Source organism: Bacillus cereus group sp. N6, assembly GCF_016483705.1.
Taxonomy (GTDB): domain Bacteria; phylum Bacillota; class Bacilli; order Bacillales; family Bacillaceae_G; genus Bacillus_A; species Bacillus_A wiedmannii.
In genome coordinates, this window is sequence record NZ_JAEHBI010000020.1 from 68589 (window position 1) to 88640 (window position 20052).

Consider the following 20052-nt stretch of genomic DNA (forward strand, 5'->3'; position numbering starts at 1 on the left):
ACGGCGTGCTTTTTTACTAGATTAATTTAAAAATACTCTTAATTTGTCTCGCGAATAACCAATTTTTCGTACCGTAGTTATCATTTAAACTATCTAAATTGATAGATTGTCCGTTAGCAAACTTTAATTCTAACGTTGTATTTTTGTCATTTGTTTTTAAGTTGCTATGTGTAATTGCTTCATACTTTAATTTTTCGATTTCAACATATTCATCTTTTTCTTGTCCAATCACGACATGATCTTGGAAGAAGAACAATACTTCTACTTTCTTACCGAAACAAAATACATTTTTTGTATAAATTAATGTCGCATTATCAAGTCCGACGCATACTTCTTTCATTTCTTCAACAACGTTTCCAAAGTCTTCTTCTTGTCTTGCGTTTGATTCAGCAATCCATTCTTCGATTGTTTTCATGTTAATTGCCATACTGTGCCCCCTGGTTCGATCATTGCTTTATTAAAAAATAAATACTATATGAAAATATAAGCGATAAGTACTATGTTTTCAAGGGCGAACGGTATATTCGAAATAAAGTGAAACTTTAATTAGTGGGGGTTTTCTTCATCCCCCACTGATTATCAGCCTTCACCAATCGGGCTTTTACGGGCAGCCCGCCCCCCACTTAGCTTCTTTGCTTTCGCTGAATTTTGAGGTGGGGGTCTTACTGCCCGTTAATGCAGGATAAAGTTAAATTTCAAATTAATCTACTAGAGGCACCGATTTCATTATATTTTAAACGTTTGAACGAGACATTCTTCATCATCGATTAACTGTGTTTTTTCATCAAATTCGATGTTTAGCTCCCTATATACTTTCTTCCAAAAAGAAACAGCTGGTACATTTTTCACAAGTTCGATAACGAAATATTGTCCTCGTTTCTCTTTTAGTACATTCTCAATAACTTGTTTACCGATTCCTTTTCCCTTGTACTGATTCAATATGAAAATGTCATTAATACAAAAGTCATTTTCTTTTTTCAAAAATGGACGTTCCAGTAGTAATAAAAATCCTACAATATCATTATTACTTTTAATAAAATACGGAGTGATTCCGTCATTTTCCCAAAACATGTACAAATCTTCGTATTCAAAAAATCCATTTGCCCCAATCTTTATATTAGGAGTGAATGTAGAGAGGTCATGAAGATATAGTGCATATAAATTACGTAATATTTCTTTTTCTGATTCTTGAACTGTTTGAAGTGTTACAAACATTTTTAATGATCCCCTTCCCTATATATAACTATTTCCAATTCGCTTCTTTCGCCAAAAATAATGATTCCCCTTTAACGAAAAAAATAGCACTTAAAAAGTGCTATTCTGCTCTCCTTGCCGCTTGCTGAATTGGATCCCAAACGCTGTTATATGGTGGTGCGTAACTTAAGTCGACATCTTCTAAATCGTGAATGCTCATTTTATTGAAAAGTGCCATTGCGATCACATCAATTCGTTTATCTACACCTTCTTCTCCAATTACTTGTCCACCTAATAATTGTTTCGTGTCAGAACGATATAATAATTTCAAGTAAAGTGGTTTCGCATTAGGATAATAGCCCGCCATATTTGTGGAGTCTACTTTGACTGTTTTATACGGAATATGTAGCCCTTTTGCTTCTTTTTCATTTAAACCTGTTCTTGCGAGCGTCAAATCCATAAATTTAATAATACCTGTACCTAACGTACCTTTAAATGCTCTTCGTTTATCAAGCATATTCAGTCCAGCAAGTCGCCCTTGTTTATTGGCAGTCGTTCCGAGCGGGATATGATCATGAATTTCCTTTATAACATGGTAATGTGTTGCGCAATCACCAGCTGCATATACGTCCTGCACATTCGTTTGCATATATGCATTTACTTCGATTGCCCCTTTATAATTTGTACGTATATTTGTTCCTTCAAGAAAATCAGTATTCGGCTTCACTCCAACCGATACTAAAACAAGATCTGCTTTATACGTACCTTTATCCGTTTCAATTTGTTCCACTCTTTCATTTCCTTTAAATGCTTTCACATTTTCATTCGTTAAAATTTCAATATTGTGTTTATCTGCTTCTTTATGTATATATTCAGCCATATCTGCATCATAAATCGTACCGATATGATCATTTCGCTCAATCATTCTTACTTTCTTACCAAGTTCGACGAATGTTTCTGCCATCTCCAGTCCAATCGCACCACCGCCAATAATGGTTACATCTTCAACTTTATTCGTTTCTAGCGTTTTTAATATACGCTCAGCATCTGGAATTGTTTTTAAAAGATGAACGCCTTGCAAATCTCGACCTTCCCACTCTGGCATAACAGGACGTACGCCAGTTGCAATTAATAAACGATCGTACGGAAATTCAAAAATATCTTTCGTCTTCGTATGCTCTGCGTACACCACTTTCTTTTCCGTATCTACTTTCGTTACTTCATGTCGTACTTTCGCATCAATTCCATATTTATCACGAAACGTCTTCACATTACGCGCAATTAATTTTTCCGTTGAAGCGATAGCACCACTAATGACATATGGTAACCCACACTGCGCGTACGAATAAATTTCACCTTTTTCTAACGTTACAACAGTTGCATTTTCATCGTTTCTAACAATTTGCATAGCTGCGCTCATACCAGCTGCATCTCCGCCAATAATGACATAGTTCACTTTACCACTCCTTCTTTTCTACATACTCTTTACGTTTTCCATATTTTTCAGAAATAACACCTACTTCCATTGTAAAGAAAGATAATTTCATCTTCAAATTTGGTGCACAAACCTATGCCTGAATAGGTAGCCGTCGTGTCTTATAAATAACATGTTTAATATGCTATAACAGTAACTATCGAAAGTAGGTGAAACATATATGTGTGCCGGTCTTCTCGCTCAAACTCCAGAGGAACCGCAAGAACCGAAACCCGCCGTGTCACTTGACCAAGAATTTTCCATTAACGCAACATTATACAGCGCTCGCGCTTGGTTATCTAATGATGAAACCTTCGCACAAACGATTTGGAAAGGCTCTCACTTCGCTTCAGCATCACACGCTGGCAAGTCTATCTTACCAATCGGTACTGTAAAAATTTTAAACTTATCTGATGATACAATAACAGTTACTGCATCATCAGAATCAGATGATACCCTCAAAATAGTGGTACCTCCTCATTCTGAAGGTGTGTTAACATCTAGTGCATTATCTGATGTGCAAGCAAGTACATCAGGAGGAGCAAGTAAAGTCACATTCCTCTTTCATATCTTTTTTTCAAGGGATCCTGGTTCAGCTAAAAAACCATAGAAAAGGTACAGCTATGCACTGTACCTTTTTCACGTGTTTATTCTCTTGATTTGATCAATTCAACATTATAAGTTTCAATATCTGTTAGCTTTCCTGTAAAATATGGATTTTCTCTATACCAAGACTGTTTTGAAAAATACGCTTGCATATCTTCCGTTTGAAACATATGTCCATGTCTTGCGTATATTTCGTTTCTCGCTATTTTCATTTGTTCTTTCGATACATATGCTAAGTCCGTACTCGTTAATTTTCGAATATCACTATCAGGAAAGATGAAACCATTATATACATACCGAGTCGTAGGTGGCGGAGTAACATTGTAAACAACTGGTTTTTCTGTACCTTTCTTTTCGAATGGAAGATTATAAGACGGAAGTGCCGTTACCGTTTCTACCTTCGTCGTTTCCCTTCCGTTTTCTCCATTTCGTTCTAAATAAATCGTCGTACTTCCATCAGTTGCTACAGGCCCCCATGTAATTTCTTCTCCTGCCAGCGCTGTAACTGGTTTTTGATTCACATACAATGTTGCACCAGGCACGTTCGTTTGAACCGTAATATATTGTCCTTGCAACGTTAAATCTATCGTTACGTTATTTTGACCTTGTTTCATAAGTACAACCTTTTCTTCACGTGATAGTTTCACATAATCATTTTTATATTCTGCTTGAAACACTTGAGTTCCTGGAAGAAACGGTCCATATTGCTTCTCAAACTTTTTGTCATCTGTTTTATCTATTTCTTTTCCGTTCATTTTTAAAGATGTACCTTTTTCATTTGTAAGCAATGTCGTATAATACGTCTTCGCTTTCAATTTATACCGATCAAATAAAAAGAAATACTTTCCGTCTTTCGTTAACGAAAAGTCTGCTCTTTCGATTCCGTTCCCTTGTTTTTCACCTATCCTCAACTGTTCTTTCAATTCATTCACATAAGATGGATTTTCTTTTATATACGAAAATAGTGGCATTAGACTCTCTCTCGTTACAGTAACTGATGGATCATCTGCCGTGACGATTTCAGCTAACTTCTCCCCGTTCCTCTCTTGTAAAATAGTAATGATCCGATCTACTTGTGCCGCCTGCTTATAATACGATGATCCGTACAAATACAGTCCAACAATCACTACAGCAAGTAATGTTAAAATTGTAATGCCAACCTTTGTACCGCTGCTCATTTTCTTCTTTACTGCAAGACTCTCCCTCTTCCTCCCGCAGCTTTGACAAAATTGCACACCGTCTTCAAGCTGAGTCCCACACTTTGTACATACATTCATCCATTCAACCACCTTTTCTTTAGAGGCCCTTTAATCCCTGTGTAAAGGTTTGAATTATCGTGCTAATGTAAGACCACAGTACAATGAATGTTGCAATTCCAATGAAAATATTTGCGATAAAAAGAGTGTAAACAAGATCTAATCCACCGTTATCTAGTTTTACTGTAGCTACAATTATACTAATTCCCATATATGTTGTAGCCAGCCCTAATAAAATTGGTAAGAAAAAGATTAATAAAAAGCTAAACAGAAAAGAAAGCACTAATATAGCAATTACCGGAGTTGCTATCGTTCCCCATATTCCAAATACTTCAAGAAACGAAAAAGATGATTTCATCATCTTCCCACTGACAAAAATAATAAATCCGACAAATAAAGTTAAAATGAGTAAAAATAAAAAGACCGTTACAGAGTCCAAAAAGAATGTAGGGGTAGATATATCTGGTGCAAATGTTTTCGTAACAGCTGCTGCAGCACTCATCATTCTATAAAAAATACATGCCCCTAAAAAACAAATAAGAACAAGACTTACAATTCCATTTCGTACTTCAACCTTGCCACTTTTCATAATAGCTGTCGGTGCTTGTAATGCGTGTTTAAAAAACTGAAAGTAGCCACTTGCAAACCGCTTCGCTTGCTCTACCGTTTCATTTGATCGAGTTTCCTCTGCTGGTGCTACGCGTGCTTGTTGCTCACCTTCCTCCGTCAACGAATGTCCACAATTCCCACAAAATTTTGCCTCTGCTGTATTTTCCGTATGACACGCCGGACATTTCATTATCGCATTCCCCCCCCTTAAGCAGATACCATATAGGGTGTTACAAATTCAATATATGACTTTGTACATAAAACATGACTACAAGAAAAAGATTATGAAATCCTTCTTTCAAATGAAAATATATGTGCTAGCAATCTTGAAAAATAATGCTATTATGAAACAGAACAAATAACATTTTTAACAGATTGGATGACTGGCAATGGAATTAGTAAACTCAATTTTTCAAATACTCCTTACAAGCTTAATCCAATTATTTTCTTTAATTGGCGTTATCATTGTAATTGGATTTCTATTAGGTTATTTAGAATCTCTCACACGCATGTATTGGTCAAGGGCTTTCGGAAGAAAAGGATTCCTTTTAACGGCGTGGATTGGTGTTCCTATTCATGAACTTGGACATGCCATTATGTGTGTACTATTTCGTCATAAAATTGTAGCAACGCAGTTTTTCCCAACAGATACAAGCCAAGGTGCTTTAGGCTACGTACAACATCAATACAATCAAAAAAGTGTATATCAACGAATTGGGAACTTCTTTATTGGAATCGGTCCTATTATTTCCGGTATTACTGCGTTAATCCTTTTAATGCGCTATTTCGTACCAAATTCATATTTCTTATTTAATACAACCCTCGAAAAAACAATCGCTTCTACTTCTATTAATATAGAAATGGTTCAAAACATGCTTTTATCGACGTTTGTATTATTGAAAAGCTTATTTACAATAAGTAATTTATTAAATCCTTCTTTTTGGTTATTTTTATTTATCGCCATTTGTATTTCTGCACATATCGCTTTAAGTAAACCAGATATTAAAGGGTCAATAGACGGTGTTATCGTCATGTTTATCGTATTATTTTTATTCAACATAATAGCAGGACTATTTCAGTACGACAGTAACCAGCTCATTGGAAAAGTGATGAAGTATAATATGTACCTCATTGCGTTTTCTAGTGTGGCTCTGCTGTTCTCTTGTATTTCTACACTTGTTAGTTTTGGGTTTTATAAAATAAGAGGAGGGCGTTCGTTTTGAACGCCCTCCTCTCATCATTTATTTCCCTTATAATCACAATGCTCAACCGGAACACGAGCATGTCCTTCTTCATCAGTACACCATGACTGTGATTGGAAGGCAAGAAAGATACCGATCCATTCTTCTTCCTTTTCAAAGTGAATAAGTATTCCCCCCGTCTTGCCATATACCATTATCACCTTTCCATTTCTCTACATTCCCTTGATTCATATGAATATCGTGTATACCGTTTCCTGGCTCGAAATGAAAGTAAGAATCAGGTGTATTTTCTTCTGGTCCCCATCTTTCACCGAACGCATAAATAATTGCTTTTTCTTCTATCGCTCGTTTTATATAACGCTCTATTTTTTCATTTAAATCATTATCCACTCCTGCTTTTTCAGCTGGTAAAGGAATCATTTGCTTCGAATCAAATACATTACCTCTTACGTAGTCTAAAGCTATTTTCGGCTCATTGTTTTTAACTTCTGTAAAACCGAATGGTAATGTCGGTAAAATGTGAATCGCCTCTGACCGAATATCGGTACTCGCAAAATATAAAACCTCTGACGGATAACTTTGCGATTTCACGTTAATTGCAATACGATAATCTACTCCTGCTTCGCCTTGTAAATGAACTTGATAATGAGGTGTTTTCCCTTTTCCAATCTTTGATTGTATAACTGTACCTTTTAACACGCCGTAGTTTTTTAGGGGCATACATTTCATCTCCTATTCATTTAGTAGAAGCTTTTCATACTTAAGGCATTATCCATATAAAAAGAAAATCCTCCTTTCTCAGGAGGATTTCTTATTTTCTCAACAGATACCAAAAAATAACCTCTACCACCACAAGTAACACCGCACCCAAAATCATTAACGTCGTCTTCTTTAATAGTTCATTTTCACGATACGGTATATTACATAAATAAGCACCTAACGTAATCCGTGACGGGCAAGCGATTGTCGCTACTGATGATGCGGTGTTTTGCAGTGTTGTAACGTATTGCCACGGAAGTGCTACGTTTTGCGCAGTTTGCATTTGTAGTTTTATGAACATCGCATTTGATCCTGCGTTACTACCTGTTAAAAAGCCACCGATTCCGCCGATAAACGGCGCAACGAAAACGAAAAATGTGCCAAATGTTTCACCAGCTGTTTTTGCCAGTAATGAATGCATGCCAGATGCACCCATTAGTTCTGAAATGGCGATAAACATTGTCGTTGTAATCGCAAAAGGAATCCATTGTTTTATCGTTTGCAAGAGTGATTGTTTAATAATATGAGATGGAATGCGGAAGAAAATAATAGTAAATAAGCAAGTCATACCGAGCCAAAATCCTGGTGAATATAGTAGCTCCAGTTTATAAGAGTATGATTTCAAATCAAGAACGGCATATGACCTGGATACATCATGTAATGCTGGTACGAGGCGAGAAAGTAAAATACAAACTGTTAGGAATATATAAGGGCTAATAATTTTTATAATAGATACTTCTCTCTCCGTTGCCGCAGCATGTTCTGTCATTAAATTTTGCTCACTTTTTCCTTTTAATTTAATGATAAGAAAACCAAATGCAATTGTAACGATAGAACTTAATATACCTGCTAGTTCAACACTTACGTATGCGTTAGAAAGATAAATTCCGAGAGAAAATAATAGAAAGAAACTGAATCCTTCTTTCCACTTTTCAATAACAGCCTGCCAACCACCAACAACGTGTAAAGAAAGGATGACGAAATAAGCAAACATCGGAATGCTTAGTAGTGCCGTATTCGTGCCAAGTATTGTAAGCGGCATATTTATAAGCTGCGAACCGATAATCGTACCAGTTGCCATTGCGCCCCATGAACTAGCTAGTAAACCAATAAATGAAAGTAGTACAGCTTGAAACGGTTTATAGCCTAATGATAGAAAGATAGGTGCTGCAACCATGAAGCCAATTCCGAATCCACTTACTGATTCGATTAGCGGACAAATACCAAAACACATAAGGAGCATTTGTAATAAACGATCGTGCGTCACTTCTTCTAGAAAACGTGCTACTTGATCGATGTACCCCATTTTGTTCATGAGGTGAAATAAAAAAATACCGAAAAACAACACGTACCCGACAATAAAACAAATTAACCAACCTTTAATCGTTGCGTGCACAGTTTCACTTATCCCTAGTTGAAACGTTGGCGAGAGTAAAACGATTCCAACAGACACAACGTAAGCAATTAAAGAGGACCTTAATGACGTTTGTTTAAATAAAAATAAACAAATGAAAATCATCATAATTGGGATAAGCGCCAACAATATGGCCATGTTATCATCTCTTTTCATTAAAAATACAATTTTTAACTATTATATAACAGATGTCATAATTTTCAATTGTTTTTACTACAGATTCAAAAAAGGAGCCATTTAGCTCCTTTTTTGAATCACTCCCATTTTCTTTTATCCTGAAAAACGCTCTGCTGTCCAACTATTTTGTCTAATACAACAAACACAATATAAGCACATATTACTTGCAATACAACATTTCCAAATTTCATTAATTCAAATGAATGGATACAGCGAAATAATTCGTTTAATAATACAATCGAAACGATACTAAATAGTTCTATACTAATCGAAAATATACATATTTCTAAAATAGATTGCTCTTGAATGCGATTTAAGTTGGAAAAGATGAATACATATCCTAAAAATAGAGCCATCACCTCTATTTTCGTCATGCTAATAAGCCAAGCGTATAATGGTACAGTTAGAAGAAGATATAGTAGTTTCCGTCTTAGCATGCTTTCTCACCCTCTAAGTTATATGTATTTTCTGTATATTTTAACATTTATTACGTAAAACAAAAAGAAGAGACTTATGCCTCTTCTTTTTGTTTTGTTGCCTGTATTAATTCACATATTTCTTCTCGCTTTTCATTTTCTAACAGCTCGATGACTTTACTTCCAACGACTACTCCATCACATATTGTAATCATTTCTTCTACATGTTCCTTCGTTGAAATACCGAACCCTGCTACTACCGGTAAATGTGTATGTGATTTTACTTTTTCTAAGTAACTATGAATCTCACCTTTAAAGTTTTGACGTACTCCTGTTACGCCCGCTACTGTAACAGCGTAAACGAACCCTTCTGATTCACTCGTAATTTTTTCAATTCGCTCAATTGGACTCGTTACTGTAACGAGTGGAATTAGCGCAATGTTTGCCTCTCGAAGTAACGGGGCAATAATATTTTGTTCTTCATACGGTAAATCCGGAACGATCATACCGTCTACACCTGCTTCTATACAGTTTTCGATGAATCGTTCTTTTCCGAATGCGAGTACTGGATTTAAATATGTCATGAGTACAAACGGAATTTGTACTTTTTTCCTTACCTCTATTAATGCTTGAAAAATGCCTTTTAATGTTACACCGCTATCTAGCGCTCGTTTCCCTGCTCTTTGAATCGTTGGACCGTCTGCGACTGGATCTGAAAACGGAATACCGATTTCAACGATACTTGCTCCTGCTTCGTCTAGAAAACAAATTCTTTCTTTTAATTTTTCAAGGCCACCATCTCCGCCCATTACGTACGGAATAAATGCTTTCTTACCATTTTCAAACGCTGCTTTAATTTTTTCTACTCCCATTTTTTACACCTCTTCCATATAACGTTTTATACTCTCTACATCTTTATCCCCGCGGCCAGATAAACAAATGACAAGCCCTTCGTCTTTCTTCATTTGCGGCGCTAATTTTAATGCGTATGCGACAGCATGTGAGCTTTCTAACGCCGGAATAATCCCTTCTTTTTTCGTTAATAATTGAAATGCTTCTAACGCTTCTTCGTCTGTTATTGAATGATAAGAAACGCGTCCAATATCTTTTAGCAAGCTATGTTCTGGCCCAACACCTGGATAATCGAGTCCCGCTGAAATAGAATGCGCTTCTTGAATTTGTCCTTCTTCATTTTGCAGAAGGTACATCATCGATCCGTGTAAAACACCAACGCTTCCTTTCGTTAAAGTAGCTGCGTGCTTTTCTGTATGAACACCTTTCCCAGCTGCTTCTACGCCGTAAAGAGCGACTTCTTCATCGTGTACGAACGGATAAAACATGCCCATCGCATTACTACCACCACCAATACATGCAACGACTGCCTCTGGTAATTTCCCTTCTAACGCTTCATATTGTTTTTTCGTTTCTTTCCCAATTACACTTTGGAAATCACGAACAATTTGCGGGAATGGATGTGGTCCAAGAACGGATCCCATAATGTAGTGTGTATCGTGTACATGTGAAACCCAGTAGCGAAGCGCCTCGTTTACCGCATCTTTTAATGTGCCGCTACCTGCCGCTACGCTTTCTACTTTCGCTCCGAGTAATTCCATTCGGAACACATTTAATTTTTGACGTCTCACATCTTCTTCTCCCATAAAGATGACGCATTCTAATCCGAGTAGGGCACATACAGTAGCTGTTGCAACTCCGTGTTGTCCTGCTCCTGTTTCAGCGACAACTTTTTTCTTGCCCATTCGTACTGCAAGAAGTGCCTGACCGATTGTATTGTTAATTTTATGAGCTCCTGTATGGTTCAAATCTTCACGTTTTAAATAAATCTTTGCACCGCCGCAATACTTCGTCATATTTTCAGCGAAATAAAGCGGTGTTTCTCTTCCGACGTACGTTTTTAAATAATGATTTAATTCCTTTTGGAACGCTTCATCTTGCATCGCTTCTTTATATGCTTCTTCTAGCTCTAATACAGATTGCATTAACGTTTCTGGAACGTATCGTCCTCCGTATATACCGTAGTGACCTTTTTCATCTGGATATGCGTAGTTCATTTGGAACACTCCTTCGCTTTTATAATAAATTGTTTTATTTTCTTTAGATCTTTCTTTCCTTCTGTCTCCACTCCGCTACTTACATCGACCATGTATGGCTGAATCGTTCGAATCGCTTCTTCTATATTAAAAGCGTTTAATCCACCAGCTAATATCGTTTTCTCTCGCAATTTTTTTGACATATGTGCGAGTAACTCCCATGAAAATTTCTTTCCATTTCCCCCGTGAAACTTTTCTTTCGGACTATCAAACAATATATAATCCGTTTCATATGTTTGAGCATTTTTCATATCACTCTCTGAAGTTACCCCAAGTGATTTTATAGACGGAATATTCAATCTTCTGATTTGATGATTGTCTTCATCTCCATGTAGTTGCACATGTGTTAACCCGCAATCATCTGCAATTTTCTCGATCACTTCTACTGATTCATTTACGAAAACACCAACCTTTAACACGTTTGTTGGAAGCTCCTGAATGATTTCTTTCGCTAGCACTGGAGTGATTTTCCGCTTACTTTCTGCAAAAACAAATCCGAGTGCATCAGCTCCGTATTCGCAAGCACGTTTTGCCGTTTCAACATCAGTGATACCGCAAATTTTCACTTTCATATGTTCACCTTACAATCTTCAAAAAAGGTATGAATAGAAGATGATGTCATAAGTGCTTCTCCAACTAATACACCTTTCGCTCCAGCTTTTTTAACACGGATAATATCTTCCTTTGAATGAATCCCACTTTCACTAACCCAAAGTAATTTCTCCTCGTTTAATCGTTTTCCAAGCTTTTCTGTTTGGCTTAAATCGATTTCGAATGTTTTTAAATTACGGTTGTTAATACCGATAACGTGCGGATTTAATTGAATTGCAATTTCTAATTCCTGCTCATCATGAACTTCAACAATTGCTTCTAATCCTTTTTCTAGTACGTAGCTGTACAGCTCTTTTAATTTTTCTTTCGTTAACGCCGCTACAATTAATAAAATAATATCTGCTCCAGCTTCATACGCCCTATCAATTTGAATCTTATCAATTATGAAATCTTTACATAAAAGCGGAATGTTACTTTCTGCTCTTGCCGTTTGTAAATCGTGAAACGATCCTTTAAAAAATTGACCGTCTGTTAAAACAGATACTGCTCCTGCGCCGCATTCTTCATATATTTTCACTTGTTTTCGTACATCAACGTGTAAATTAATATCTCCTTTTGATGGTGATGCTCGCTTTACTTCTGCAATGACAGTAAACTGCTGTAATGCTTCTACAAGTGAAAGTGTCTTTCTACTTTCTTTTAATGGTGTATACGTTTCATATAATGCCGCAACTTCCTTTTTCTTTTGGTCTACAATTTTATCTAAAATCTTCCCCACGTTAATTCACCCTTTCTAATTTTTCATTACTTGCTGCAATTAATAAGTTTAGTTTGGCTAATGCTTTTCCAGAATCAATGCTATATGCCGCTAGTGTAATTCCTTCTTCAATCGTTTCTGCTTTTGCATTTGCAAAAAGGGCTAGACCTGCATTTAATAAAACAGTATCACGATAGACACTCTTTTCTCCGCTTAATACTCCGAGCGTAATCTTTGCATTTTCTTTCGAATCCCCGCCTCTAATCTCTTCGTTTTTCACTATTGAGAAACCATATTTCTTAGGTTCAATACTCGTTTCTACTATTTCATTATCTTTTAAAATGACAACATGATTCTCTCCTTGTAATGATGCTTCATCTAAAAATCCACTTCCGTTTACGACAAGCGCTTGTTTTCTGCCTAGTTTCTGTAATACTTGTGCAACTGGTAGTAACATATCTCGTTTATAAATGCCGACAAATTGTGTTTCTAAATTTACCGGATTTGTTAAAGGACCAATTAAGTTAAAAATCGTCGGCACATTCAATTCTTTTCTTATTTTCATAATGCGTCTTAATGCTGGATGCATCGCTGGTGCAAATAAAAATGCGATGCCGACATGCTCTAATAAATGATCAATTTCGTTTGGCGTACTGCTAATATTTACACCGAGTTCTTCTAATAAATCTGCACTTCCTGTTTTACTAGAAACAGCTCGATTACCATGTTTTGCAACCTTTACGCCAGCTCCTGCCAGTACAAATGCCGATGTTGTACTAATATTAAACGTTTGGGCACCGTCACCACCCGTCCCACAATTGTCCATCGCTCCTTGTATATGGTTCGAAAACGGTAATGCCTTTTCACGAAGAGCTCGAACAAGGCCATATATTTCTTCTGCTGTTTCACCTTTCGCTTTCAGTAATACTAAGAAAGCTGCAATTTCACTCTCCAATATGTTTTCATTTAATAAAAGAAGCCCTGCTCTATACATCTCCTCTTCTGTTAAATGTTGTCCCTCCACTAATTTACGAAGATAGTTATTCATACTCTTTCCTCCTTCACTTCTGTTAAAAAGGCACGTATTAACTTTCCACCTTCTTCTGTCGCGATTGATTCCGGATGAAACTGTAATCCGAATAGCGGATAATAATTGTGACGAACTGCCATAATTTCTCCATCGTCCATCGCTGTCGCTAGTATGTCAAAACACTCTGGCAAGCTCGTTTGCGCTGCACCAAGGGAATGGTAGCGCATCGCCGTTAATGGCTGTGTTACATATGAAAAGATTGAAGTTCCATTATGTTTTACACGTGATGTTTTACCGTGTTTAATGCGTCCTGCTCTTACAATGTCTCCTCCAAATGCTGATATAATTGCTTGATGACCAAGGCAAATACCTAATATGGGAACGTTCTTATAAAAATGACGAATCACTTCGATACAAATGCCAGCATCCTCTGGTTTTCCTGGTCCTGGTGATAGCACAATTCCTGTTGGATTCATCCCTTCTAACTGTTCTATCGTTATTTGATCATTTCTTACGACAACAATTTCTTCCTCGCATTCACCTAACAGTTGATACAAGTTATATGTGAATGAATCGTAATTATCAATTAGTACAATCATTTCATTACCTCCAATAGTGCTCTCGCTTTATTTAACGTTTCTTCATATTCAGCTACTGGGTCTGAATCATAAACAATTCCCGCTCCTGCCTGAACGTATGCTTTTTCATCCTTTACGACCATTGTTCGAATGGCGAGCGCCATATCAAGATTCCCTGAAAAACTAACGTATCCAACTGCACCTGCGTATACATTTCTTTTTTCATTCTCTAGCTCATTTATAATTTCCATCGCTCTAATTTTCGGAGCTCCCGACACTGTTCCTGCTGGTAGGCAATACGCTAATGCATCAAATCCACTCATCCTTTTTCGCAATATTCCGTAAACTTCAGATACAATGTGCATAACGTGAGAGTATTTTTCTACTTTCATATATTTATCTATCGTCACGGATCCAATTTCACTTACTCTGCCAATATCATTTCGCCCAAGATCTACAAGCATCATATGCTCCGCTCGTTCTTTCTCATTTTCTAACAGTTCTTTTTCAATTTCCGCATCTTGCTCCTTCGTTTTCCCTCTCGGCCTCGTACCCGCAATTGGATTCGTCATCACCTTATCTTCTCTAACTGATAACAAGCTTTCCGGCGAAGAACCGAGTACAACATAATCTTGAAAATCGATATAGAACATATATGGTGACGAATTGGCAATTCGAAGTTTTCGGTATAACGCGAATGGATCCCCAATACATTCACTTTGCAAACGCTGTGACAGTACGACTTGGAATATGTCCCCGGCTCTTATATGTTCTTTCGCCGTTTCTACCATCGCGCAAAATTCTTTTTCTGTTATAGAAGAAGTGAATGATAATGTTGATTTTATTTCAGTTACTTCCGCTTCTTCTCCCCTCAGCACTTCCTCTTTGTATACTTGCAATCTTTCATATACTTCTTCATAATCTGCTGAATCATCTTCCCTGCATACATATACAAATGATAATTTTTGACGTAAATGGTCATACACGATAAACTCACGATATAGTAAAAGGTGTACTTCTGGAATATTTAGTGGATCGTGTAAATCTGCTCCAATGTTTTCATGTTGCCGAATGACGTCATAGCCAATATAACCAACTGCTCCTCCGCAAAATGGGAATGGACTGTCTACTTGAGCTGACGCGATTTCTTCTTCTAACACTTGTAGTACGTTACCTTGCAACTCTTCTGCCCGGCCGTAAATCGTTCGTTCTACTTCCGTACCAACACTTTTCACTTCACCATATGGATTACATCCTAAGTAAGAATAGCGTCCTTTATCTTGATGAAGCTGCGAACTTTCTAATAAAAACTTTTTCTTTCCCTTCATACGTCTATATAAAGAAATTGGCGTAATGCTATCTCCTTCTTCTTCAGCGATTACTAAAAATGCTCTTCCCTGTTCTTTTTGCTTCATAAATTCCTCTTTTGTCATCATGCCTTTCACCTCAATCTGAAAAATAAAAAAGTCCCCTACATATCGAAAATATGTAGAGGACGATAAATTTACCGTGGTACCACCTCATGTTGGACGCAAAAGCATCCCGCTTTATTCAGGTACAAAATATATACCTTATCCTTGTAACGGCGGAACCCGGGTTGCCTACTGAAAATAATTGTTCAGCATACCTCTCGTAAGCCCATTCCGTATATGGCACCGCACCGGGCTCCCACCTATCCCCGGTTCTCTGTAACGTCTCCAATATACGTACTCTTCTTACTTCAACGATTTCATTTATTTAATTTTTTGTACACAAAAAGGGAGTACTCATCCTATAGAAAGGACGGGTACTCCCGTGGTGCCACCTTAATTCGTTACGAATGTAACGCACTTTACCGTATCAAAAACAATACGTGTCTCTTGTATCGATGAGATCATGTCGCCAAAGCCTACTTCTTTCGTTTCGGTTTGGAAGCTCCGAAGCCCATTCCACATCAATTCCATACTGATTCGCACCAACCATCAGCTCTCTGACATGTTCATCATGTGTACTCTTCTTCATCAACGCTTGCATTTTTTTAAGTTGCACTCATTATAGACCTTACTTTTTTCATAAGTCAATACTTTTTAAAAAAATTTATTTTTCTCTCCTTTCAATATTATATTGACAAAACAACCTCTTTTTATGTAAATATAATAAATACTCTATTAAAAATAAGGTTTTTTGTATGAATATTATATATTAAAAAAGTAAAATGATATCAAAAAACGCTTACATTTCTGAAAATTCATATTTCTGTATGGATTTTTCAGAATAATCATGATAGATTATAAATATGCATAACGCATCAAAAGACATGACAAAAGGAAGGGGAACTTCATGAGTACGCAGATGTTAACTTTAACTTCAATCTCTATTTACATGCTCGGGATGTTAGTCATTGGCTATTTCGCCTATAAACGAACGTCCAACTTAACAGATTATATGCTTGGCGGGCGTACACTAGGCCCCGCAGTAACAGCATTAAGTGCTGGAGCATCCGATATGAGTGGTTGGCTTTTAATGGGCTTACCCGGTGCAATGTTTAGCGTTGGATTGAGTAGTAGTTGGATTGCGATCGGCCTAACACTAGGCGCATACGCAAACTGGCTTTATGTCGCTCCTCGCTTACGTACCTACTCTGAAATTGCAAACAACTCTATTACTATCCCAGAATTTTTGGAACACCGCTTCCACGACAAATCTCACATGCTACGCTTAGTATCCGGACTTGTTATTATGATTTTCTTTACTTTTTATGTAGCTTCAGGATTAGTTTCAGGCGCTGTATTATTTGAAAATTCATTTGGTATGAACTACCACTTTGGGTTATTCATTGTTGCTGGCGTTGTTGTCGCTTACACATTATTTGGTGGTTTCTTAGCCGTAAGTTGGACAGACTTCGTACAAGGAATCATTATGGTAATTGCTCTTATTCTTGTTCCTATCGTAACAATTATGAATTCGAACGGACTTGGGCCTGCATTTGATACAATTCGTTCTGTAGATCCAACACGTCTAGATATTTTTAAAGGTGCCTCTACTTTAGGAATGATTTCCTTATTCGCATGGGGCCTTGGTTATGTTGGACAACCTCATATTATCGTACGCTTTATGGCGATTTCTTCTGTAAAAGAGATTAAAAGCGCACGAAGAATTGGTATGAGCTGGATGATTTTCTCTGTTGTTGGAGCTATGTTTACTGGTCTTATCGGTATCGCTTACTACTCACAACAAGAGTTAACATTATCTAATCCAGAAACAATTTTCCTTGAACTAGGAAAAATTTTATTCCACCCACTTATTACTGGATTTTTATTAGCAGCTATTTTAGCAGCTATTATGAGTACAATTTCATCTCAATTACTCGTTACTTCTAGTGCTATAACCGAAGACTTATATCGTACCTTCTTTAAACGCTCTGCTTCTGATAAAGAGCTTGTATTTGTCGGTCGTATGGCTGTACTTGTTATTGCATTAGTTGGGTGCGCATTAGCGTTTAAACAAAATGATACGATTTTAGCTCTTGTTGGATACGCTTGGGCTGGTTTCGGTTCTTCATTCGGACCTGCTATTTTATTAAGCTTATATTGGAAACGTATGACGAAGTGGGGCGCACTTGCTGGTATGATTTCTGGTGCCGCTACTGTTATTATATGGACTCAATTCGAATTCTTAAAAAATTTCTTATATGAAATGATTCCAGGTTTCGCTATTAGTTTACTAGCCATCGTAATTGTTAGTTTACTAACACAACCTTCAAAAGAAGTTGAAGAGCAATTTGAGAATTTCGAAAAACAACATAGTCATAATCTATAAAGGAAAAGCTCTGCTATTATCGTATCAGCAGAGCTTTCTTTTTATGAAAGTTCGACAATCTTCTACTCGAATTTAACAATTTCTTTATGTTTCGTTAAATTAAACATAACACTAGTCCTTTATAGTAGTACTATCAGCACTTATACAGGAAGGGGACTCCAACATGTTAGCAGCTTTCCAGCAACAACAAACACGAAAATTTTCACCTATTACAAATACTTCTGCGTCTCGTTTGAACATACAACCTAATCCACCTAAAATTTCAATCGCTCCTTCTGTTATTTCAGTCATTGGTGTTCATATGGAAAAAAATAAGTTGAAAGTAAGAACTGGACAAAGCACTGAGTTATCAGCCTCCGTTTTACCAGTGCAAGCAACGAATAAAGAACTTATTTGGACAAATATGAATGCTGATGTTATCACAATGTATCCAAAAGGTGATACGGTAACGATTACTGGAAAAAGTGCCGGAAGAGCAGTCGTAATTGTCACAACTACTGAAGGAAAGTTCCGTGACCTATGTATTATTCATGTACAACCTTATATGACAAGCCCAAAGTAAAAGAGTGGCTTCCTAGCCACTCTTTTACTTGATTTCAATGTGTGAATTTTTACTTGTAACAAGGTTGATGAATTGGTCTTTATCTTTAGGAGAAATAACTTCTGTTTTATGTGCGCCGTAAACAATTTCAAGTCGATCCAATGACAATGCATGAGCAGCTATTGGATTTTTCGTATTTGAAATTTGTTTTATATCTCGTATAAATATGCTTTTTTTAACGAGACCTGATCTAATTGTAATTGTTTCTTCTCCGACGATGTATTTTGTCGAAAACCAACTCCACATAAATAATATTGCTAACGGAATTGTAAAAAATAAAAGAAAATACTCTTTTCCTGCAAATAGAGGAGCAAAACACGCTCCAATGACAACGAAAAAAATCGGATATAACCATATATCTTTTTTTGATGGAAATTCCATTAAACTTCCCTTCCACCCCTATATTTCTGTAAAACAAAAAGAGAAGTATCACAACTTCTCTTTTCTCCTCTAACATTATAATTCCTGTGTATACGCCGGCTCATTTACTACATTTTTTGCTGTTCGTTTTTGTTGCTGTAGTAAGAAAACAGATACACCAAACAATACGAGCATGCTACCGATAATTTGCATGGCATTTAGTCTTTCATCGAGTAAGAAGAACGCTAATATAGATGCTCCAACTGGTTCACCTAAAATACTCATTGAAATTGTTGTTGCATTTACGTAGTTTAATAACCAATTATTAATGACGTGTGACACTGTCGGCACGACCGCAAGTAAAAGAAAAACGGTCCAATCCCACTTCGTATAACCTGTAAAAGGCACTTGCAATACTATATTATAAATCCCCATAAAAATACCTGCGAATGCAAAGACTGTAAAGCTATAAATCCAGTGTGATACTTTCTTTACTGTTGTTTGCCCGATAAATAAATAACCAACAACCGCTAGGACACTTAAAAAGGATAATATATCTCCATAAATTGCTTGTTCACTTAACCCTAAATCTCCCCACCCAATACACATTACGCCTAGTATCGCTATTCCCATTGTCGCAATGGCTGAGTATGTTGTTCTTTCTTTAAATAAGAAAAAACCTCCAACTAAAGATACGATTGGTTGAAGCGCTAAAATAATCGTCGAACTAGCAACTGTCGTATGCTTTAAAGATTCAAACCACAAAAGAAAATGAAGTGCTAAAAAGAAACCAGATCCAATTAAAAATCCCCAATCTTTTATTTGAATCTTACTAAACTCTTCCCGTTTTTTCCAAACGATAGGCAGCATAATAAGCACGATAATCCATAATCGATACATACTTAATATTGAAGATGGTGCTGAGGACATCTTTACAAAAACTGCTGCGAATGAAATGGCTATAATGGAAATTGCTAATGGTAGCGCGATTGATCTTTCTTGTTTCAAATTCCGTCTCCCCTCTCACCTGTCAAAAATCCCACTTCATTATATCCGTTTTCTTTCACAACTTAAATACTAATTTTGTAACTACTCAGCTTCCTCACGGAAGCTTTTTTAATTTTACTAGTTTCATATGCCTCTCATTTGTAAATACTGAGT

The 20052-nt window shown here is 36.7% G+C and carries 20 protein-coding genes, 1 pseudogene and 2 other annotated features; of the genes and pseudogenes, 4 read left to right on the top strand and 17 right to left on the bottom strand.

Annotation, left to right across the window (positions count from 1 at the left end; genetic code table 11):
• Positions 1 to 16: 16 nt before the first annotated feature.
• The 3 genes from JDS99_RS15845 to JDS99_RS15855 all read right to left on the bottom strand — a co-directional run bounded on the left by JDS99_RS15845 (position 17) and on the right by JDS99_RS15855 (position 2650).
• Positions 17 to 427: a DUF3908 family protein gene (locus JDS99_RS15845; protein WP_000996802.1), complete on the bottom strand. Its 411-nt coding sequence runs from the start codon at positions 425 to 427 to the stop codon at positions 17 to 19.
• 299 nt (positions 428 to 726) lie between these two features.
• Positions 727 to 1215 carry a GNAT family N-acetyltransferase gene (locus tag JDS99_RS15850; RefSeq protein ID WP_087984769.1) on the bottom strand — a complete coding sequence of 163 codons (489 nt, stop codon included), beginning with the start codon at positions 1213 to 1215 and terminating at the stop codon, positions 727 to 729.
• 100 nt (positions 1216 to 1315) lie between these two features.
• Positions 1316 to 2650 carry an FAD-dependent oxidoreductase gene (locus JDS99_RS15855; protein ID WP_079245213.1) on the bottom strand — a complete coding sequence of 445 codons (1335 nt, stop codon included), beginning with the start codon at positions 2648 to 2650 and terminating at the stop codon, positions 1316 to 1318.
• Positions 2651 to 2849: 199 nt separating this feature from the next.
• Between JDS99_RS15855 and JDS99_RS15860 the strand changes: the two genes are divergently transcribed.
• Positions 2850 to 3278 carry a hypothetical protein gene (locus JDS99_RS15860; protein ID WP_141555597.1) on the top strand — a complete coding sequence of 143 codons (429 nt, stop codon included), beginning with the start codon at positions 2850 to 2852 and terminating at the stop codon, positions 3276 to 3278.
• A gap of 37 nt (positions 3279 to 3315) precedes the next feature.
• Here the strand turns inward: JDS99_RS15860 and JDS99_RS15865 are convergent, their stop codons facing one another.
• Positions 3316 to 4551 carry a TcaA 3rd/4th domain-containing protein gene (locus JDS99_RS15865; protein WP_199695333.1) on the bottom strand — a complete coding sequence of 412 codons (1236 nt, stop codon included), beginning with the start codon at positions 4549 to 4551 and terminating at the stop codon, positions 3316 to 3318.
• 19 nt (positions 4552 to 4570) lie between these two features.
• Positions 4571 to 5329, bottom strand: a complete 759-nt coding sequence (locus JDS99_RS15870; protein ID WP_199695334.1) for a zinc ribbon domain-containing protein — start codon at positions 5327 to 5329, stop codon at positions 4571 to 4573.
• Between the two features lie 199 nt (positions 5330 to 5528).
• Here JDS99_RS15870 and JDS99_RS15875 point away from each other — a divergent pair, with 199 nt between their 5' ends.
• On the top strand, positions 5529 to 6362 hold the full coding sequence (locus tag JDS99_RS15875; RefSeq protein ID WP_199695335.1) for a hypothetical protein: 834 nt from the start codon (positions 5529 to 5531) through the stop codon (positions 6360 to 6362).
• 14 nt (positions 6363 to 6376) lie between these two features.
• Here the strand turns inward: JDS99_RS15875 and JDS99_RS15880 are convergent.
• The 10 genes and pseudogenes from JDS99_RS15880 to trpE form a co-directional block, all read right to left on the bottom strand.
• Positions 6377 to 7061: pseudogene (locus tag JDS99_RS15880) on the bottom strand (DUF2278 family protein).
• Positions 7062 to 7152: 91 nt separating this feature from the next.
• Positions 7153 to 8652 carry an L-lactate permease gene (locus tag JDS99_RS15885; RefSeq protein WP_199695336.1) on the bottom strand — a complete coding sequence of 500 codons (1500 nt, stop codon included), beginning with the start codon at positions 8650 to 8652 and terminating at the stop codon, positions 7153 to 7155.
• A 116-nt stretch (positions 8653 to 8768) separates the two neighbouring features.
• Positions 8769 to 9128, bottom strand: a complete 360-nt coding sequence (locus JDS99_RS15890; RefSeq protein ID WP_199695337.1) for a DUF4029 domain-containing protein — start codon at positions 9126 to 9128, stop codon at positions 8769 to 8771.
• A gap of 74 nt (positions 9129 to 9202) precedes the next feature.
• The gene (gene trpA / locus JDS99_RS15895) at positions 9203 to 9979 is read right to left on the bottom strand and encodes a tryptophan synthase subunit alpha (protein WP_048545100.1); all 777 of its coding nucleotides are present in this window, start codon (positions 9977 to 9979) and stop codon (positions 9203 to 9205) included.
• A gap of 3 nt (positions 9980 to 9982) precedes the next feature.
• Positions 9983 to 11176: a tryptophan synthase subunit beta gene (gene trpB, locus JDS99_RS15900; protein WP_048561488.1), complete on the bottom strand. Its 1194-nt coding sequence runs from the start codon at positions 11174 to 11176 to the stop codon at positions 9983 to 9985.
• Positions 11173 to 11787 (bottom strand): phosphoribosylanthranilate isomerase, encoded by a 615-nt coding sequence (locus JDS99_RS15905; protein WP_098857337.1) that lies wholly within the window; start codon positions 11785 to 11787, stop codon positions 11173 to 11175. Before JDS99_RS15905 ends, trpB begins: the two co-directional genes overlap by 4 nt.
• Positions 11784 to 12545: an indole-3-glycerol phosphate synthase TrpC gene (gene trpC, locus JDS99_RS15910; protein WP_199695338.1), complete on the bottom strand. Its 762-nt coding sequence runs from the start codon at positions 12543 to 12545 to the stop codon at positions 11784 to 11786. The genes JDS99_RS15905 and trpC overlap by 4 nt, the downstream gene beginning before the upstream one ends.
• A 1-nt stretch (position 12546) precedes the next feature.
• Complete coding sequence (gene trpD / locus JDS99_RS15915; protein ID WP_199695339.1) at positions 12547 to 13572, bottom strand: anthranilate phosphoribosyltransferase; 1026 nt, start codon at positions 13570 to 13572, stop codon at positions 12547 to 12549.
• A complete protein-coding gene (locus JDS99_RS15920) occupies positions 13569 to 14153 on the bottom strand; it encodes an anthranilate synthase component II (RefSeq protein ID WP_199695340.1) in 585 nt (194 codons plus the stop codon). The genes trpD and JDS99_RS15920 overlap by 4 nt, the downstream gene beginning before the upstream one ends.
• Positions 14150 to 15568 carry an anthranilate synthase component I gene (trpE, locus tag JDS99_RS15925; RefSeq protein WP_199695341.1) on the bottom strand — a complete coding sequence of 473 codons (1419 nt, stop codon included), beginning with the start codon at positions 15566 to 15568 and terminating at the stop codon, positions 14150 to 14152. The genes JDS99_RS15920 and trpE overlap by 4 nt, the downstream gene beginning before the upstream one ends.
• Positions 15569 to 15620: 52 nt before the next feature.
• Positions 15621 to 15865, bottom strand: a binding site (T-box leader).
• 42 nt (positions 15866 to 15907) lie between these two features.
• Positions 15908 to 16145 (bottom strand) — a binding site (T-box leader).
• A gap of 306 nt (positions 16146 to 16451) precedes the next feature.
• On the opposite strand from trpE, the gene putP reads away from it, so the two are divergent.
• Positions 16452 to 17930, top strand: coding sequence for a sodium/proline symporter PutP (gene putP / locus JDS99_RS15930; RefSeq protein ID WP_199695342.1), 1479 nt, complete (start codon positions 16452 to 16454; stop codon positions 17928 to 17930).
• A 163-nt stretch (positions 17931 to 18093) separates the two neighbouring features.
• A complete protein-coding gene (locus JDS99_RS15935; protein ID WP_199695343.1) occupies positions 18094 to 18492 on the top strand; it encodes an Ig-like domain-containing protein in 399 nt (132 codons plus the stop codon).
• A gap of 24 nt (positions 18493 to 18516) precedes the next feature.
• Here the strand turns inward: JDS99_RS15935 and JDS99_RS15940 are convergent, their stop codons facing one another.
• Together JDS99_RS15940 and JDS99_RS15945 are read right to left on the bottom strand one after the other, a co-directional pair.
• Positions 18517 to 18912, bottom strand: a complete 396-nt coding sequence (locus JDS99_RS15940; protein WP_088608363.1) for a PH domain-containing protein — start codon at positions 18910 to 18912, stop codon at positions 18517 to 18519.
• A gap of 75 nt (positions 18913 to 18987) precedes the next feature.
• Positions 18988 to 19899 carry a DMT family transporter gene (locus JDS99_RS15945; protein ID WP_199695344.1) on the bottom strand — a complete coding sequence of 304 codons (912 nt, stop codon included), beginning with the start codon at positions 19897 to 19899 and terminating at the stop codon, positions 18988 to 18990.
• Between the last annotated feature and the right edge of the window lie 153 nt (positions 19900 to 20052).

What these genes read in the sequence shown, in the direction of transcription:
- JDS99_RS15940 (WP_088608363.1), bottom strand. Translation starts at nt 18,912, where the DNA reads ATGGAATTTCCATCAAAAAAAGATATATGGTTATATCCGATTTTTTTC.
- trpD (WP_199695339.1), bottom strand. Translation starts at nt 13,572, where the DNA reads ATGAATAACTATCTTCGTAAATTAGTGGAGGGACAACATTTAACAGAA.
- JDS99_RS15860 (WP_141555597.1), top strand. Translation starts at nt 2,850, where the DNA reads ATGTGTGCCGGTCTTCTCGCTCAAACTCCAGAGGAACCGCAAGAACCG.
- JDS99_RS15865 (WP_199695333.1), bottom strand. Translation starts at nt 4,551, where the DNA reads ATGAATGTATGTACAAAGTGTGGGACTCAGCTTGAAGACGGTGTGCAA.
- JDS99_RS15850 (WP_087984769.1), bottom strand. Translation starts at nt 1,215, where the DNA reads ATGTTTGTAACACTTCAAACAGTTCAAGAATCAGAAAAAGAAATATTA.
- JDS99_RS15870 (WP_199695334.1), bottom strand. Translation starts at nt 5,329, where the DNA reads ATGAAATGTCCGGCGTGTCATACGGAAAATACAGCAGAGGCAAAATTT.
- JDS99_RS15905 (WP_098857337.1), bottom strand. Translation starts at nt 11,787, where the DNA reads ATGAAAGTGAAAATTTGCGGTATCACTGATGTTGAAACGGCAAAACGT.
- trpA (WP_048545100.1), bottom strand. Translation starts at nt 9,979, where the DNA reads ATGGGAGTAGAAAAAATTAAAGCAGCGTTTGAAAATGGTAAGAAAGCA.
- JDS99_RS15845 (WP_000996802.1), bottom strand. Translation starts at nt 427, where the DNA reads ATGGCAATTAACATGAAAACAATCGAAGAATGGATTGCTGAATCAAAC.
- JDS99_RS15935 (WP_199695343.1), top strand. Translation starts at nt 18,094, where the DNA reads ATGTTAGCAGCTTTCCAGCAACAACAAACACGAAAATTTTCACCTATT.
- trpE (WP_199695341.1), bottom strand. Translation starts at nt 15,568, where the DNA reads ATGATGACAAAAGAGGAATTTATGAAGCAAAAAGAACAGGGAAGAGCA.
- JDS99_RS15875 (WP_199695335.1), top strand. Translation starts at nt 5,529, where the DNA reads ATGGAATTAGTAAACTCAATTTTTCAAATACTCCTTACAAGCTTAATC.
- JDS99_RS15890 (WP_199695337.1), bottom strand. Translation starts at nt 9,128, where the DNA reads ATGCTAAGACGGAAACTACTATATCTTCTTCTAACTGTACCATTATAC.
- JDS99_RS15885 (WP_199695336.1), bottom strand. Translation starts at nt 8,652, where the DNA reads ATGGCCATATTGTTGGCGCTTATCCCAATTATGATGATTTTCATTTGT.
- trpB (WP_048561488.1), bottom strand. Translation starts at nt 11,176, where the DNA reads ATGAACTACGCATATCCAGATGAAAAAGGTCACTACGGTATATACGGA.
- JDS99_RS15920 (WP_199695340.1), bottom strand. Translation starts at nt 14,153, where the DNA reads ATGATTGTACTAATTGATAATTACGATTCATTCACATATAACTTGTAT.
- putP (WP_199695342.1), top strand. Translation starts at nt 16,452, where the DNA reads ATGAGTACGCAGATGTTAACTTTAACTTCAATCTCTATTTACATGCTC.